General features: G+C 67.7%; 16 protein-coding genes and 1 pseudogene. 7 read left to right on the plus strand and 10 right to left on the minus strand.

From position 1 onward, the window contains the following. Window positions 1-367: pseudogene (gene minC, locus ACXJKH_RS05815) on the minus strand (septum site-determining protein MinC); the annotation flags it as partial. Between the two features lie 13 nt (window positions 368-380). Continuing rightward, window positions 381-977: a GNAT family N-acetyltransferase gene (locus tag ACXJKH_RS05820; RefSeq protein ID WP_312238333.1), complete on the minus strand. Its 597-nt coding sequence runs from the start codon at window positions 975-977 to the stop codon at window positions 381-383. Between the two features lie 137 nt (window positions 978-1114). On the opposite strand from ACXJKH_RS05820, the gene ACXJKH_RS05825 reads away from it, so the two are divergent. The 5 genes from ACXJKH_RS05825 to ACXJKH_RS05845 all read left to right on the plus strand — a co-directional run bounded on the left by ACXJKH_RS05825 (window position 1115) and on the right by ACXJKH_RS05845 (window position 5469). Next, window positions 1115-2305: a sensor histidine kinase gene (locus tag ACXJKH_RS05825; protein ID WP_457318635.1), complete on the plus strand. Its 1191-nt coding sequence runs from the start codon at window positions 1115-1117 to the stop codon at window positions 2303-2305. Window positions 2306-2316: 11 nt separating this feature from the next. After that, on the plus strand, window positions 2317-2958 hold the full coding sequence (locus ACXJKH_RS05830) for a response regulator (protein ID WP_256776353.1): 642 nt from the start codon (window positions 2317-2319) through the stop codon (window positions 2956-2958). 282 nt (window positions 2959-3240) lie between these two features. Then, on the plus strand, window positions 3241-4320 hold the full coding sequence (locus ACXJKH_RS05835) for a polyketide cyclase (RefSeq protein WP_457318636.1): 1080 nt from the start codon (window positions 3241-3243) through the stop codon (window positions 4318-4320). Window positions 4321-4421: 101 nt separating this feature from the next. After that, the gene (locus ACXJKH_RS05840) at window positions 4422-4793 is read left to right on the plus strand and encodes a DUF423 domain-containing protein (RefSeq protein WP_457318637.1); all 372 of its coding nucleotides are present in this window, start codon (window positions 4422-4424) and stop codon (window positions 4791-4793) included. A 1-nt stretch (window position 4794) separates the two neighbouring features. Next, complete coding sequence (locus ACXJKH_RS05845; RefSeq protein ID WP_256776350.1) at window positions 4795-5469, plus strand: DNA-3-methyladenine glycosylase family protein; 675 nt, start codon at window positions 4795-4797, stop codon at window positions 5467-5469. A gap of 361 nt (window positions 5470-5830) precedes the next feature. Here ACXJKH_RS05845 and ACXJKH_RS05850 read toward each other — a convergent pair whose 3' ends face one another. Genes ACXJKH_RS05850 through ACXJKH_RS05870 form a run of 5 tightly spaced genes read right to left on the minus strand, consistent with a single transcriptional unit; the run spans window position 5831 to window position 8428 of the window. Further along, complete coding sequence (locus ACXJKH_RS05850) at window positions 5831-6637, minus strand: M15 family metallopeptidase (RefSeq protein ID WP_457318638.1); 807 nt, start codon at window positions 6635-6637, stop codon at window positions 5831-5833. A 9-nt stretch (window positions 6638-6646) separates the two neighbouring features. Beyond that, window positions 6647-7201, minus strand: a complete 555-nt coding sequence (locus tag ACXJKH_RS05855; protein WP_457318639.1) for a PH domain-containing protein — start codon at window positions 7199-7201, stop codon at window positions 6647-6649. A gap of 1 nt (window position 7202) precedes the next feature. Then, window positions 7203-7379 carry a DUF4177 domain-containing protein gene (locus tag ACXJKH_RS05860; protein WP_256777161.1) on the minus strand — a complete coding sequence of 59 codons (177 nt, stop codon included), beginning with the start codon at window positions 7377-7379 and terminating at the stop codon, window positions 7203-7205. After that, window positions 7376-7555 (minus strand): Arc family DNA binding domain-containing protein, encoded by a 180-nt coding sequence (locus ACXJKH_RS05865; protein WP_256777159.1) that lies wholly within the window; start codon window positions 7553-7555, stop codon window positions 7376-7378. Before ACXJKH_RS05865 ends, ACXJKH_RS05860 begins: the two co-directional genes overlap by 4 nt. Before the next feature lie 3 nt (window positions 7556-7558). Then, the gene (locus ACXJKH_RS05870) at window positions 7559-8428 is read right to left on the minus strand and encodes an SPFH domain-containing protein (RefSeq protein ID WP_457318640.1); all 870 of its coding nucleotides are present in this window, start codon (window positions 8426-8428) and stop codon (window positions 7559-7561) included. Window positions 8429-8552: 124 nt separating this feature from the next. On the opposite strand from ACXJKH_RS05870, the gene purT reads away from it, so the two are divergent. Beyond that, the gene (purT, locus tag ACXJKH_RS05875) at window positions 8553-9740 is read left to right on the plus strand and encodes a formate-dependent phosphoribosylglycinamide formyltransferase (protein ID WP_457318641.1); all 1188 of its coding nucleotides are present in this window, start codon (window positions 8553-8555) and stop codon (window positions 9738-9740) included. Window positions 9741-9828: 88 nt separating this feature from the next. On the opposite strand, the gene ACXJKH_RS05880 is transcribed toward purT, so the two are convergent. After that, the gene (locus tag ACXJKH_RS05880) at window positions 9829-11034 is read right to left on the minus strand and encodes an endonuclease/exonuclease/phosphatase family protein (protein ID WP_457318642.1); all 1206 of its coding nucleotides are present in this window, start codon (window positions 11032-11034) and stop codon (window positions 9829-9831) included. Window positions 11035-11071: 37 nt separating this feature from the next. Next, window positions 11072-11827, minus strand: a complete 756-nt coding sequence (locus ACXJKH_RS05885; RefSeq protein WP_457318643.1) for an arginyltransferase — start codon at window positions 11825-11827, stop codon at window positions 11072-11074. A 153-nt stretch (window positions 11828-11980) separates the two neighbouring features. Here ACXJKH_RS05885 and ACXJKH_RS05890 point away from each other — a divergent pair, with 153 nt between their 5' ends. Next, on the plus strand, window positions 11981-12586 hold the full coding sequence (locus ACXJKH_RS05890) for an EF-hand domain-containing protein (RefSeq protein WP_457318644.1): 606 nt from the start codon (window positions 11981-11983) through the stop codon (window positions 12584-12586). Between the two features lie 54 nt (window positions 12587-12640). Here ACXJKH_RS05890 and ACXJKH_RS05895 read toward each other — a convergent pair whose 3' ends face one another. Further along, window positions 12641-13846, minus strand: a complete 1206-nt coding sequence (locus ACXJKH_RS05895; protein WP_457318645.1) for a sigma-70 family RNA polymerase sigma factor — start codon at window positions 13844-13846, stop codon at window positions 12641-12643. Window positions 13847-14079: the final 233 nt, after the last annotated feature.

The raw sequence follows: 14079 nt of genomic DNA on the forward strand, positions 1-14079 counted from the left end.
GCGGTGGCGGGGCGGCCTGTACCGCTTCCAGGTCGGCGCGTTCGTACTGCGCGCGGAACTTGGCCAGCAGCGGCAGGCCCAGCTGCTGCGAGAGTTTTTCGGTTTCGGTGGTGCCGTACGCCAGCGCGACCGGCAGCACACCGGCGCCGCGCAGCCCGTCCAGCAGGGCCTGGGCCGTGGCCACATCGGGAATCTGGGTGAGCCCGCCAAAATCCAGGATCACCGCGGCACGCCCGAACAGCTTGGGCGCACGTGCCACGCGGTCGTGCATTTCACGGGTGAGGCGTTCCACATCCAGGGTGCGGATGCGCAGGTTGGCGATGCCGACCTGGCCGATCTTCAGTTCACCGGCCTGTTCAAAATCCATGTTCGCCGCCACCTCAGGTCCCCGTCGGTCGATGCGCGCGCAGCGGCTCGCGACGATGGCCCACCCAGGGCACGTCCGGCAGCTGGTCGCCGTAGGTGTCGTGCACCCACTGGTAACTGCACAGGTCCTTGAGCAGCATGCTGGCACGCACGTCCACGTGCTCCATGGTGTTCTGTCCGACCTCGCGGAAGCCGAAGCTGCCATGGAACAGCAGCGCCGCATCGGCGCCATGGTCCAGGAACACCTCGCAGGTCAACTGCGGGTAGCGCAGCTCGGCGTAGCTCTGCGCGTCGGCATAGAACGCACGGCCGACACCGCCGCCGCGACGGCGACTGGCGACCACGATGCGGTCGATATAGAAGAATTTGCTGTCCAGCTGCTGCTGGAACCAGGCGAAGTTGCTGCTGTCGTGCTGGCTGTCGCTGCCGAAGCCGATCAGGAAGCCGGCCAGGTTGCCGTCGCGCTCGGCGACGCGGAAATATTCAGCGGTTTCGTAGAACAGGCGCAGGCGGGCGGCATCCAGCGGCAGGATGGCCAGGCCGGCGTTGTTGTTCAGGGCCAGGACGGAATCGAGCTCGTGCTCGCGCACGTCGCGGATGACAATCGACATTGTGACTCCGTGGGGTAACGCGGTTGGCCCATCAAGGGGCCCTCGTCGGATTATTGCACGGGTGACCGGCCCCGGCGAATCGGGGGCCATGACTTATGTGGGAGTGCAGGGGCGCAGGTTCAGCCTAAGATGCGTCCATGCTGGGATACCTGAGCCAAACCCGAGTACTGCGACTGGCCGGCCTGTTCACCTGGGTCATGGTCGGCCTGCCGGTGGTCTATTCCCAGTACGAATCGCTGCTGCGCCACCGCGGCGATGGCCTGGACAGCTGGGCGTTGTGGCTGTTCACCGCTTACCTGGCCTTCGGTGCGTGCTACTTCTGGCTGACCCGCGGCCTGCGCGATGGCGGCGGGCATTCGGCCTGGTACGACCGGGTGGTGCTGCTGCTGCTCACCACCTCGGCGCTGGGGGTGAGCTACCTGAGCGGGTCGGGCCTGGGCAGCATCCTGATGATGGTCGCCGCCGGGGTGATTCCGTGGATGCTGCAGGTGCGCGGCGGGGTGCTCTGGCTGTTGCTGAGCCAGCTGGCGGTGCTGCCGGTGTACTACCTGATCCTGCGCATGCCGCTGTTCGAAGCGCTGATGCAGTCGCTGCTGTACGGCGGCTTCTCCATGTTCATCTTCGTGACCAGCCTGGTGGCGCGGCAGCAGACCGATGCGCGTGAAGAGCAGCGCAGGCTCAACACCGAGCTGCGCGCTACCCGCGTGCTGCTGGCCGAAAGCGCCCGGGTCAACGAGCGCACCCGCATCTCCCGCGAGCTGCACGACCTGCTGGGTCACCACCTCACCGCGCTCAGCCTGAACCTGGAAGTGGCCGGCCACCTCACCGACGGCCAGGCCCAGGAACACGTGCACCAGGCCCACACCCTGGCCAAGCTGCTGCTCACCGACGTGCGCGAGGCGGTCAGCCAGATCCGCGACAGTGGCGCCATCGACCTGGCCGCCGCGTTGCGCCCGCTCACCGAGCAGGTGCCCTCGCTGGACATCCACCTGGATATCGCCGAGCCCCTGAACGTGGAAGACCCCGAGCGCGCCCATGTGCTGCTGCGCTGCACCCAGGAAATCATCACCAATGCCGTGCGCCACGCCAATGCACGCAACCTGTGGATCCAGGTCCGGCGCGAAAGTGAAGGCCAGGTGGTCATCCAGGCGCATGATGACGGCGTGGGCGCCGATGGCATCGTGGTCGGCAACGGCCTGCGCGGCATGCGCGAACGTCTGTACCAGTGCGGCGGTGAGCTGCAGATTGAAACCCGCCGGGGTCAGGGCTTCCGCCTGCGCGCCTCGGTTCCCGGTGCGCCCGTGCTGCTGCTGGCCACCGTTCCTTGAGGAGTGCGTTGATGATTCGCGTCTGTCTGGTCGACGACCAAACCCTGGTGCGGCAGGGAATCCGCTCGCTGCTGGCGCTGGACGCCGGCATCGAAGTGGTGGCCGAAGCCGCCGACGGCCGCCAGGCGGTCGAAGTGGTGCCGCAGGTGCGCCCGGACGTGGTCCTGATGGACATGCGCATGCCGGTGATGTCCGGGTTGGAAGCGCTGCAGATGCTGTCCAAGCTGGGTCAGCTGCCGCCGACCATCATCCTGACCACCTTCGACGATGACCAGCTGGTGCTGGCCGGGCTCAAGGCCGGTGCCAAGGGCTACCTGCTCAAGGACGTGACCCTGGACCAGCTGGTCGGCGCGATCCGGACCGTGGCCGACGGCGGTTCGCTGGTGCAGCCGGCGGTTACCCAGCGCCTGCTGTCCGGGCTGGAGCACATGCGCAACGAGTTCGTCAGCCTGGACCGGCCCGACCCGCTGACCGACCGCGAGACCGAGATCCTGCGCCTAATGGCCAGCGGCTTCTCCAACAAGGAGATCGCCAACTCGCTGGGCGTGGCCGAGGGCACGATCAAGAACCACGTGTCCAACATCCTGTCCAAGCTGGGCGTGCGCGACCGGACCCGCGCGGTCCTGAAGGCTTTCGAGCTTCAGCTGGTCTGAGACGGGGCGCAGGCCGCTGTCGCAACCTGCGTCGCAGCCCTTGTGCGACAAGGGTTGCGGCAGGGTCAGGGAGGCCATCGGCCGAATCCGGCAAAGAAATATTGCGCATCCGCTACGTGCTGACGCGTGTGATGCGTTATCTTTCCGCTCCTTGTCTATGCAAAACCGCTGCCGGCATGGATACCGGTGCGCCAATCCTGATCTACATACCCGCGAAGCCTGCTAGGATTGGCGCTTCGCTTCAATCAACCCGGCCGTGGGATCGGCCCCGGAGACTCCTGAATGACCCGTATTATCGAGTTCCTGATCGCCTTGGGGATCGTGGCTGGCCTGTTCGTCATCATTGGCGTATGTCTGCCGGGCGAGCGCCATATTTCCGAAAGCATCGAGACCAACCGCAAGATGACGATCGTGTACGACACGGTCAACAGCCTGCGCCGCTTCAAGGACTGGAACCCGCTCTTGCTGCGCGATCCCGCCGTTGAACTGAAGCTGTCCGGCCCCGCTGCCGGCGTTGGTGCCCGCCTGGACTACGTCTCCAAGGATAATTCCCTGGGCGAAGGTAGCTGGGAGATCACCGGTTCTGAGAAGAACAAGCTGGTGTCGATCAACATCGAGGATGCCACCAAGGGCCACGACAAGAAGACCAGCTTCACCCTCGAGCCGACCGGCAAGGGTGGCCGCAACGTCAAGATCACCCAGGACTACAGCGTCAAGTACGGCTTCAACCTGATGGGCCGTTACGCGGGCCTGTACGTCAGCCGTCACATCGGTGACGACCTGAAGCTGGGTCTGTCGCGCATGGCCAACATGCTGGCCACCGTGCCGAACATCGACTACCGCACCGCCGAAGCCCCGCTGACCGATCTGGCCATCGTGGACGTGCCGGTCGAGGACCTGCTGGTCGTCACCGCCGGTAACGTGGATCGCGGCCAGGAGACGATCACCAAGTCCATCAAGGACAACCAGGAGTGGATCAAGCGCGTGATGGAGGCCAACAACCTCGAAGCCGCCGGTCCGTTCCGCATCATCACCACCGATTTCGGTGCTGAGAAGTACGCCTTCGACGTGGCCCAGCCGGTCAAGAAGAAGGGTGCTGACGGTGCGTCCGCTGAAGCCCTGACCGTCAAGATCGACGGTGGTGCGCCGGTCAAGTACGTGCACGTTGCGCCGCATCGTTCGGCCCACGCGGCCTACACCGGCCATATGGCCGGCCTGGATATCGCCCGCAACGCCCTGCGTGCGTGGTCGGTGACCAACGGCAACGAAGTGATCGATCGTCCGTACGAGTCCTGGAAGGACGGCGTGGACAAGTCGTTCACGCCGGAAGGCACGTACGACATCTACTGGGCCGTCAAGTAAACCGACGGTTGCCGTGATGTAACGCACGACGAAAAACGCGCCGCTCCCTGCGGCGCGTTTTTTTTTGCTCCCCACCCGGAGCGCCTTGGAAGGATGCACGCATGCTCAACCTGGAACGACGCGCACGCAAACCCTCGCTGCTGGCCTGCCTCGGCGGCCTGTTGGCGGCCACGGCAGTGGGCCTGTCGGCCTACGCCTCGCACGGCATCGCCGATCCGCTGGCGCAGTCGCACGTCACTACCGCCGCGCTGTATGCCTTCGGCCACGGACTGGCGCTGGCGGTCCTCGGCCCCACCCAGCAGAACAGCGTGGGCAAGTTGGCGCTGTACGGGCTGCTGCTGGGCACGCTGCTGTTCTCGGGCAGCCTGGTCGGCGGCGCGCTGTGGCAGTGGAGCACGCAGTTGGCCCCGATCGGCGGCACCGCGCTCATGCTGGGCTGGCTGGTGTACGGCCTGAACGCGCTGCGGCGCTGACATGCCGCGCTTCCGCCGCGGTTTCGATGTGCAGCACGCGCACGACTGGTTGAGTCGGCGCGATCGTCGGCTGGGCGCGTGGATGAAAAAGCTCGGCCCGATCAATGCGCAGCCGGGCTGGTCGAAATCCTTCGATCCGGTCGACGCGCTGGCGCGGGCGATCCTGTTCCAGCAGCTCAGCGGCAAAGCCGCCTCCACGATTGTGGGACGGGTGGAAGTGGCCATCGGCAGCGCGCGACTGCACGCCGATACGCTTGGCCGCATCGACGATGCCGCGCTGCGCGTGTGCGGGGTATCGGGCAACAAGGCGCTGGCGCTGCGCGACCTGGCCCGGCGCGAGACCGCTGGCGAGATCCCGGATCTGCGCCGGATGTCGGTGATGGAGCACGACGCGATCATCGACGCGCTGGTGCCGATCCGCGGCATCGGCCGTTGGACGGTGGAGATGATGCTGATGTTCCGCCTCGGTCGGCCGGACATCCTGCCGATCGACGACCTCGGCATCCGCAAAGGCGCCCAGCGCGTGGACAAGGCCGAGGCCATGCCGACGCCAAAGGAACTGCTGGCGCGCGGCGAAAAGTGGGGCCCGTACCGGACCTATGCCAGCCTGTACCTGTGGCGGATCGCCGACTTCACGGTGGATCCGAAGGTGAAGACCAACCGTTCGCAGACGTAAAACATCCGGTAGAGCCGAGCCATGCTCGGCAACGGCGCAGGACCCCGGTAGAGCCGAGCCATGCTCGGCTGCACGCAGAGCCCGGTAGAGCCGAGCCATGCTCGGCTGCGCGCAGAGCCCGGTAGAGCCGAGCCATGCTCGGCTGCGCGCAGAGCCCGGTAAAGCCGAGCCATGCTCGGCTGCGCGCAGGGCCCGGTAGAGCCGAGCCATGCTCGGCTGCGCTGGCCCGGCAGGCAGAAGCTGCCGAGCATGGCTCGGCTCTACACGTTCGCTGGCCCGGCAGGCAGAAGCTGCCGAGCATGGCTCGGCACTACCAGGCTTGCAGACCCAGCAGACAGAAGCTGCCGAGCATGGCTCGGCACTACCCGGTTTGGTGCCAGCACCAGTGCCACGGTTCGTAGACGATGCCATGCGGGTTGTCGCGCGGGTAGCTCAGCTGGAACCCGAAACGGTCCGCGTGCTGCTGCAGCCAGGCAAATGCCGCCGTGTGTTCGAAACCCTCTTCGGCCGGTGGCTCGCCGGGTGTGCCGATGTCCAGCGCGAAGCCGCTGTGGTGCTCGCTGTAGCCCGGGGCGGCATTGACCTTGAGGATGTCGGAAACGTCCAGGCCGCGCGCGCGTTTGCGCTCGAAAATGCCCAGCTGGTAGGCATGGCTGCGATAACCGGAGATCGCATCGAGCGCGATCCCATCTACCGCCGCCTGCTGGCGCAGACGCTGCCACCCGCGCGCGGCACTGCGACGCAGCCAGAGCGGACGGCGGTAGCGGTCGACGCCGGCCAGGCGCAGGTGCGCCGGTTCGGCCTCCAGCGCCAGGCCGGTTGCCTTTTCATACGCGTCTGCATCGATGCCGAGCTGTTCCAGCCGTTGTTGGAGGCCGCTGAGCGGCAGCAGGGATGCGTCCGCCCTGCCGCGCCCTTGTGCCAGCCCTTGCGCGTCCAGCGCATCGAGCGCGGCCTCGATGCCGTGTTCGCGCATCAGCCGTGGCACCAGCGGCAGCACCCCATGCGCGGACACCACCGCCAGGTAGCGACCATCGCGTTTGCGCCGAAGCACCCAACGCGCCTGGGCCAGTGCACGCGCGTCGGCGTTGCTGCGCGCGCGCAGCAGGCCGCCGGGCCACAATTCGATGTCGGCGGTGTTGATCAGCAGGGCAGGGGCGCGGCGCATGGGGTCAGCTTAGTGCGTGCGGCCGGGCGCGGCCAGCGCCTGCAGGGCCGTCAGCAGCGCGCGCGGGTTCTCGGGGCTGATCACCAGCGCGCTGCCGTCGCGCAGCGGCAGGTACAGCACGCGGCTGCTGTCGGTGAGCAGGCAGAACGCCTTGCTGCGGTCGCGCATCCGGTAGTGCCCGGACTGGAATCCCGGCATGCCGTAGCCATTGGTCTTGGTCGTCGGCTTGAGGCTGCCATGCTCGGCCAGGTCCACCACGCGTGCGCGCTCCAGCACGATGTCCTGCACCGGCACGCGCTTGCGATAGAACGTGGAGACCACCTCCAGCTGACGGTCCTGCAGGCGGATGCGGCGACGGAAGAACATCGCGCTCAGCACGGCAGTGAGCACCACCAGGAAGGGCACGGTGAAGCCCAGTTCGTATGGCGTGCGCTGGTCCGATTGCAGCGTGGTGACCACGATCAGCGCCGCACTGGCCAGCATGGGCACCCACAGCCACAGCAGGTGCCAGACCGGGGCCGGGGCGACGGCGAAGTCGTTGACGGCAGGCGAGGGCGCGGCCATCTCAGATCTCCTTCTTGAAGATCAACAGCGCCACGCCCATCGGTTGGGTCTGCAGCACGTTCACCAGTTCCCAGCCGAGCTGGCCGTGCCGGTTGAGTTCGGCCTGCATCTCATCCGGCTTCAACCCCGTCCACGACGGTTGCAGCTCGACGGTCAAATAGCTCCAGCGCTTGCTCATTCCTTGCTCTCCTTGCTCGAATCGGGTTTGGGAAGGCGGCCGGCCTTGCGCAGGGCATCGCGCAGGACGTACTCGATCTGCGCGTTGGCGCTGCGCAGCTCGTCATCGGCCCAGCGCTGCAACGCCGCCAGGATGTCGGCGTTGATCCGCAGCGGATAGGCTTTCTTCTCGCTCATGGCTCAGTACAACGACCCGGCATTGATGACCGGCTGGGTGCCGCGGTCCGAGCACAGCACCACCAGCAGGTTGCTGACCATGTGCGCCTTGCGCTCCTCATCCAGCTGCACCACGCCGTTCTTCTGCAGTTCGGCCAGCGCCATTTCGACCATGCCCACCGCACCGGCGACGATGCGCGTGCGTGCGGCGATCACCGCATTGGCCTGCTGGCGCTGCAGCATCGCCTGGGCGATTTCCGGGGCGTAGGCGAGATGGCTGATGCGCGCGTCGATCACCTGCACGCCGGCGTCGGCCAGGCGCTCGGCCAGTTCGTCCTTGAGGTGCTGGGAGATTTCGGCGGYGTGGCTGCGCAGCGACAGCTGGCCGTCCTCGTGCTGGTCGTAGGGGTAGCTGGTGGCCATCGCGCGCAGCGCCGATTCGGACTGGATGTGCACGAAGCTCTCGTAGTCGTCCACGTTGTAGACCGCCTCGGAGGCATCGACCACCTGCCACACGATCACCGCGGCGATCTCGATCGGGCTGCCGTCCAGTTCGTTGACCTTGAGCTTGCCGCTTTCGAAGTTGCGCACGCGCTGGCTGACCTTCTTCTTGCTGAAGAACGGGTTGTTCCAGCGCAGACCGTTGTCCTTGACCGTGCCCACGTACTTGCCGAACAGGCTCACCACCACCGCCTGGTTGGGCTGCACGGTGTACAGGCCGGTCAGGCTGAGCAGGGCCAGGATGGCCAGCGCCACGCCGCTCAGCATCCAGGTGGGCGCCACCGGGAACGCGCGCGCGCCGGAGATGAACAGCCACACCGACAGCCCCAGCAGGACCAGCACCAGCAGCAGGAACGGCAGGCCGGACAGTGAGCGGAGGGTCTTCTCTTTCATGGCGGGGCGTCCTTGGGCAATTGAATCAAAAGATATCAAATTGATATCACAATGCAAGTCGGTCTGCCCGCTTTCCGGCCGACGCTCTAGAATGCCCTCCCGCCCCCTAATGTCCGGAACCGCCATGACCACGCTCGGTACGCCGCTGTCTCCCTCCGCCACCCGCGTCCTGCTGCTGGGCTCGGGCGAACTGGGCAAGGAGGTCGCCATCGAGCTGCAGCGGCTGGGGGTGGAGGTGATCGCCGCCGACCGCTACGCCGACGCGCCGGCGATGCAGGTCGCCCACCGCGCGCATGTGATCGACATGCTCGATGCGATGGCGCTGCGCGCGCTGATCGCCAAGGAGCAGCCGCACCTGATCGTGCCGGAGATCGAAGCGATCCATACCGAAACCCTGGTCCAGCTGGAGCAGGAAACCGGCCAGCGCGTGGTGCCCACCGCGCGTGCCGCACGCCTGACCATGGACCGCGAAGGCATCCGCCGGCTCGCCGCCGAAACCCTCGGCCTGCCGACCTCGCCCTACCGGTTCGTGGATACCGAGGCCGACTACCGCGCCGCCGTGGCCGTGATCGGCCTGCCGTGCGTGGTCAAGCCGGTGATGTCCTCCTCGGGCAAGGGCCAGAGCACGCTGCGCAGCGAGAGCGACATCGCCCCGGCCTGGGAATACGCGCAGACCGGCGGCCGCGCCGGCGCCGGCCGCTGCATCGTCGAAGGCTTCATCGACTTCGAGTACGAAATCACCCTGCTCACCGTGCGCCACGCCGCAGGCACCTCGTTCTGCGCGCCGATCGGGCACTGGCAGAAGGACGGCGACTACCGCGAAAGCTGGCAGCCGCAGCCGATGTCGCCGCGCGCGCTGGCGCGTGCCGAGGAAATCTCGCAGGCGATCACCGACGACCTGGGGGGCTGGGGCCTGTTCGGGGTGGAGCTGTTCGTGAAGGGCGACGAGGTGTGGTTCAGCGAAGTCTCGCCGCGCCCGCACGACACCGGCCTGGTCACCCTGGCCTCGCAGGAACTGAGCGAATTCGCGCTGCATGCGCGCGCCATCCTCGGCCTGCCGATTCCGCTGATCCGCCAGAACGGTCCCTCGGCGTCGTGCGCGATGCTGGCCCATGGCGAAGGCGTCCCGTTCTTCAGCAACGTCGCCGCCGCGCTGGAACATCCGGATTCATCGCTGCGCCTGTTCGGCAAGCCCACCGTGCATGGCCATCGCCGCGTCGGCGTGACCTTGGCGCGGGGCGCCGATATCGAGGACGCGCGGAAGATCGCGCGTGAGGCGGCCCAGGCAATCGGGATCGAACTGCACTCCTGATCCTGCCGCGCGTTGTCTTCCGGCGACGTACTGCAGATGCAAGAACGGCGGGCAATGCCCGCCGTTTTCTTGACCGTGGTACTGCGGGTTACTTCACATCCACCCACACCAGGTGGTGATCGCTGCCGTCGGCGATCTTCGCCTCCGGGCGGTTGTTGTCCGGCCAGAACACGCCGCTGCCCACGTAGCTGAAACCGACCGACGGCAGCACGTAATCCAGGCGCATGGTGCCGGCCTTCGGGCCGAAATCGCCGGTGGCATGGAAGGGCGCGCCCTTGCGCGCGATGCCCTTTTCCGCATATGCCAGGCTGGTCTGCTCGGCACCCACGCTGCGCGGGGTCGGGTAGCGCAGTACGCGCGGATGTTCGATCAGCTCCACGATTGCCTCGTGGCGGCCATCGCCATCGACCGGATCGTTGTTCAGGTCACCCAGGATCACAAAGCGCGCGTCCTGCTGCAGGCCGCCGCACTGGCCGCGGTCATCGCACAGCCACGGTTTGCTGCCGGCCGACAGGTATTCCTGCCACAGCCGCAGTTCGTCGTGGTTGCGCGCGGCATTGCGCTTTTCCGGCCCGTCGAACACCGGCGGGGTCGGGTGCGAGACCAAGGCATGCACCACGCCGTTCGGGGTGGTCACCGGCACGTCCCAATGCGACTTGGACGACAGCCGCAGCTGCGACCACACGTGGTCGTTGTAGAAGGATTTGCCGGTGCGCGGGTCGATCGGGCGCAGCGCGCCGGGCAGGGTGCTCCACTTCAGCAGCTGGAAACTGCGTACCTTGGCCGCGTCGATCGGGTAGCGCGACAGCACCAGCATGCCGTACTGGCCCGGGTGCAGGCCGTAGCCCCACGCATCGTTGCCGCGCGCGCGGCCGTCGCCGCCAATCTGGCCGTTGTTGTCCAGGTCCAGCCCGCTCTGCACGCCGGTATTGACCGGGGCCAGGTAGCGGTAGGCGTAGTGCAGCGGCTCGGCGCCGCCGGGCTGGGCGGTTTCCAGGTAGCGCTGCTGGAACAGGTCGGCCGCACGGTGCGCGTCGTCGTAGTCGAACTCGTTGAGCAGCACCAGGTCCGGACGCACCTGCTGCAGCACCGCGGCGATCTTGCGCGCGTGTTCGCTGTCGCCTTCCAGCTCGGCGATCAGCCCGCCGGTCTCGTCGTTGTACAGCGAGGTGTTGTAGGTGGCGATCCGCAGCGGCGCGGTGGGGGCTTCCGGCATGGCGGCGGTCTTGGCAGGGGACTGGGCGCAGGCGCTGCACAGCAGGGCCAGGGCAAGGATCAGGGGATGGGCGTTCATCGGCCTATTTTGCACCCGGACGCATTGCAATGCTGCGTCAACGCCCGTCCAGTTCGTCGTCGAAGGCGTGCCAGCGGCGGCCGTCGTAAGCCTCCAGCGGGCGGAAGCGGCGCTTGTAGTCCATCTTGCGGTGGTCGCGGATCCAATACCCCAGGTACAGGTGCGGCAGCTGCTCGCGACGGGCCCAGGCAATCTGCTGCAGGATGGCGAAGGTGCCCAGGCTGCGGTGGGCCTGGTCGGGGTCGAAGAACGTGTACACCGCCGACAGCCCCTGCGGGGTCACGTCGGTGACCGCCACCCCCAGCAGGGCGCCACGGCGGCCAGCCTCGGCGGGCGCACGCAGTTCCATGAAGCGGCCCTGCGCCCACTGGCCGATCAGGAACTGGTCGAACTCATGCGGGCCGTGTTCGTCCATGCCGCCCTGGGCATGCCGGTGGGTGAGGTAGCGGTGGTAGAGCGCGAACTGCTCTTCGGTCTGCTCGGCGGCCACGATCCGCACTTCCAGGTCGGCGTTGCGAGCCAGGCAGCGGCGCTGGCTGCGGTCCGGGGCGAAGCGCGCCACCGGCACACGCACCGACACGCAGGCGTGGCAGTTGGCGCAGTGCGGCCGGTACACCAGGTCGCCGGAACGGCGGAAGCCCCAGCTCAGCGCCATCGGGTAAAGCGTGCCCAGGCGCGCGTCCTGGGGATCGAGCACCAGGTCGCGCGCGGCCCGTTCCGGCCAGTAACCACAAGGGTGGTCACCGGTCTGGAACAGTCGCAGCTCGTCGTCGCGGTCGCCGTGTATTGCCATGCGCCCAGCATAGCGCCGGGGCGTCGCAGGGGGCGCGACTGTCTGCCAAATGAACATCGCCGGCCAGGCTGTCAACGCCGCCGCCGCCCGGGCGTTGTTACCGGTGTGGGTGCCACGCACCGCACGCCGATACCTTACGAACCGGAGTGATCCATGCGCAATCGCAAACCCCTTCTGCTGCTGGCCCTGCTGCTGTCCACCGGCGCTGCCGGCCTGGCGGTCGCCGCCGATGCGCCGACGCCCGCCGACCCGCCGGCCCGCCCCACGCTCGACACCAACGGCGATGGCGTCATCGACCGTGCCGAGGCGGCCAAGGCCCCGCGCCTGGCCGCGCAGTTCGACTCCCTGGACAAGAACAAGGATGGCAAGCTCTCGCGCGAGGAAATGCCGCGCTGGCACGGCAAGCGGCATGGGCGTGGCCCGGGTGGCGGCGGTGACAGGATGGCCAAGCTGGACACCAACAAGGATGGCCGCATCAGCCGCGAGGAAGCCAAGGCCGATCCGCGCCTGGCCGCCCGCTTCGACCAGATGGATGTCAACAAGGACGGCTACCTGGACAAGGCCGACCGCGAGCTGCGCATGAAGCAGCACCGTGACGCCTGGTTCGCCGCAGCCGATACCAACAAGGACGGCCAGCTGAGCAAGGCCGAGTTCGACGCCRCCAAGGGCCCGTTCGGTGGTCCGCGTGGGGGCCACGGCGATGGCAAGCACCGCGATGGCAAGCCGCCGATGCCGCCGAAGGCACCGGCCACCAAGTAAGCCGATCCACGGGTAAACACACAGCGCCGGTCATCGACCGGCGCTGTGTCGTTTCTACAGCCGACCGGTCTGCCGCAGGCTGTAGAGCACCAGGATCGCCACCCCCAGGGTGACCACCACGATCGCCGCGCGGCCGTACATCAGCTGGTACTTCCAGTTCGGTCCACGGCGGCCATGGCGGGCGGCATCGCGCGCCAGCATGGGCGCCATCACTTTCTGCAGCGGGAACAGGCACTGATAGTTCACTGCGCCCATGCCCGCCGCCATCGCAGTCAGCAGCAGCCAGACCGGTGCCTCCAGCACGCTCAGCATCAGCACCGACAGGCACATCACCAGCGCGGTGACGCTGCTGAGGACCACGAATGCGCGGACCTGCTCGCGCTCGCGCGGGGTTTCCGCGTAGGACAGCAGATAGCGCCCGCCAAGGTAGCTGCCGAGCATGCCGCCAAGCAGGCTGCCGACGACCGTGCCGATGCCCAACATCTGGCCGGGGGCGGCGGTCTGGCTGAGCGCGGCGCTCAACGAGCCCAGCGCGGTGCCGCCGGACAACGTGGCACCGCCGAGGCCCAGCTTGCTGGTGCCCAGTCCGGTGCCGAGCAGGATCGCGGCGCTGGCCGTGCCGGGGGCGGCGATGATCAGCACCGAGGCCAGGGTGGTGGCGAAGGCGGCGCTGGGGGCGCTGCTGCGGGCGAAGTCGCCGAAGCGGCGCAGCATCTCTTCGCGCACGCTGGCGCGGGCGCGCGACAGCCGCTTGCGTACCGCCGCGTCGCTGAGGCCCAGCAGCTCGGCCACCTGCTGCGAACTCTGGCCTTCGCGGTAGTACAGCAGCAGGGTTTCCCGGGCGTCTTCGGGCAGCGCCGAGATGATTTCCTCGGCCGCCAGTTCTTCTTCCACCCGCTGCATCCGCTCGGGCGCGGTCGGGCCGGGATCGGCGGCCATGTTGATCGCGATCTCGGCCGCTTCGCCGGACAGCGGTCGGCCGCGGTTGGCGCGCAGCCAGTCGCGGGCCAGGTTGCGGGTGATCTGGCGCAGCCAGGGCAGGAAGCTGGACGGGTTGTGCAGCTGGGTGAGCTGCTGCCAGGCCTTGATGAAGGCTTCCTGGGCGATGTCTTCGCTGGCCTGCACGTCACGGGTGATCGCCAGGGCGATCGCGGTGACGGTGTTCTGGCAGGCCAGCACGATGCGGCCATAGGACTGCGTGCAGCCCTTGGCGGCGGCGGGCAGGTCGCGTTCCAGGGTGGTGGTCAGCAGCAGCGTCATGGCGTCCTTCCCGGGGGTGAGCCGAGTATGACGACCGCAGCGACGGAATGTGACCGGGCAGTGCCGGCCGCTGGCCGGCTCCGCAGATACCCGCTCGCAGGTAGTGCCGGCCGCTGGCCGGCTCCGCAGATACCCGCCCGCAGGTAGTGCTGGCCGCTGGCCGGCTCTGCAGCTACCCGCCCGCAGGTAGTGCCGGCCGCTGGCCGGCTCCGCAGCTACCCGCCCGCAGAAGC

It is taken from the genome of Stenotrophomonas sp. P5_B8 (assembly GCF_054049855.1).

Excerpts from the sequence above, each read along its gene's own strand:
- ACXJKH_RS05820 (WP_312238333.1), bottom strand. The coding sequence starts at position 977 with ATGTCGATTGTCATCCGCGACGTGCGCGAGCACGAGCTCGATTCCGTC.
- ACXJKH_RS05825 (WP_457318635.1), top strand. The coding sequence starts at position 1,115 with ATGCTGGGATACCTGAGCCAAACCCGAGTACTGCGACTGGCCGGCCTG.
- ACXJKH_RS05830 (WP_256776353.1), top strand. The coding sequence starts at position 2,317 with ATGATTCGCGTCTGTCTGGTCGACGACCAAACCCTGGTGCGGCAGGGA.
- ACXJKH_RS05835 (WP_457318636.1), top strand. The coding sequence starts at position 3,241 with ATGACCCGTATTATCGAGTTCCTGATCGCCTTGGGGATCGTGGCTGGC.
- ACXJKH_RS05840 (WP_457318637.1), top strand. The coding sequence starts at position 4,422 with ATGCTCAACCTGGAACGACGCGCACGCAAACCCTCGCTGCTGGCCTGC.
- ACXJKH_RS05845 (WP_256776350.1), top strand. The coding sequence starts at position 4,795 with ATGCCGCGCTTCCGCCGCGGTTTCGATGTGCAGCACGCGCACGACTGG.
- ACXJKH_RS05850 (WP_457318638.1), bottom strand. The coding sequence starts at position 6,637 with ATGCGCCGCGCCCCTGCCCTGCTGATCAACACCGCCGACATCGAATTG.
- ACXJKH_RS05855 (WP_457318639.1), bottom strand. The coding sequence starts at position 7,201 with ATGGCCGCGCCCTCGCCTGCCGTCAACGACTTCGCCGTCGCCCCGGCC.
- ACXJKH_RS05860 (WP_256777161.1), bottom strand. The coding sequence starts at position 7,379 with ATGAGCAAGCGCTGGAGCTATTTGACCGTCGAGCTGCAACCGTCGTGG.
- ACXJKH_RS05865 (WP_256777159.1), bottom strand. The coding sequence starts at position 7,555 with ATGAGCGAGAAGAAAGCCTATCCGCTGCGGATCAACGCCGACATCCTG.
- purT (WP_457318641.1), top strand. The coding sequence starts at position 8,553 with ATGACCACGCTCGGTACGCCGCTGTCTCCCTCCGCCACCCGCGTCCTG.
- ACXJKH_RS05880 (WP_457318642.1), bottom strand. The coding sequence starts at position 11,034 with ATGAACGCCCATCCCCTGATCCTTGCCCTGGCCCTGCTGTGCAGCGCC.
- ACXJKH_RS05885 (WP_457318643.1), bottom strand. The coding sequence starts at position 11,827 with ATGGCAATACACGGCGACCGCGACGACGAGCTGCGACTGTTCCAGACC.
- ACXJKH_RS05895 (WP_457318645.1), bottom strand. The coding sequence starts at position 13,846 with ATGACGCTGCTGCTGACCACCACCCTGGAACGCGACCTGCCCGCCGCC.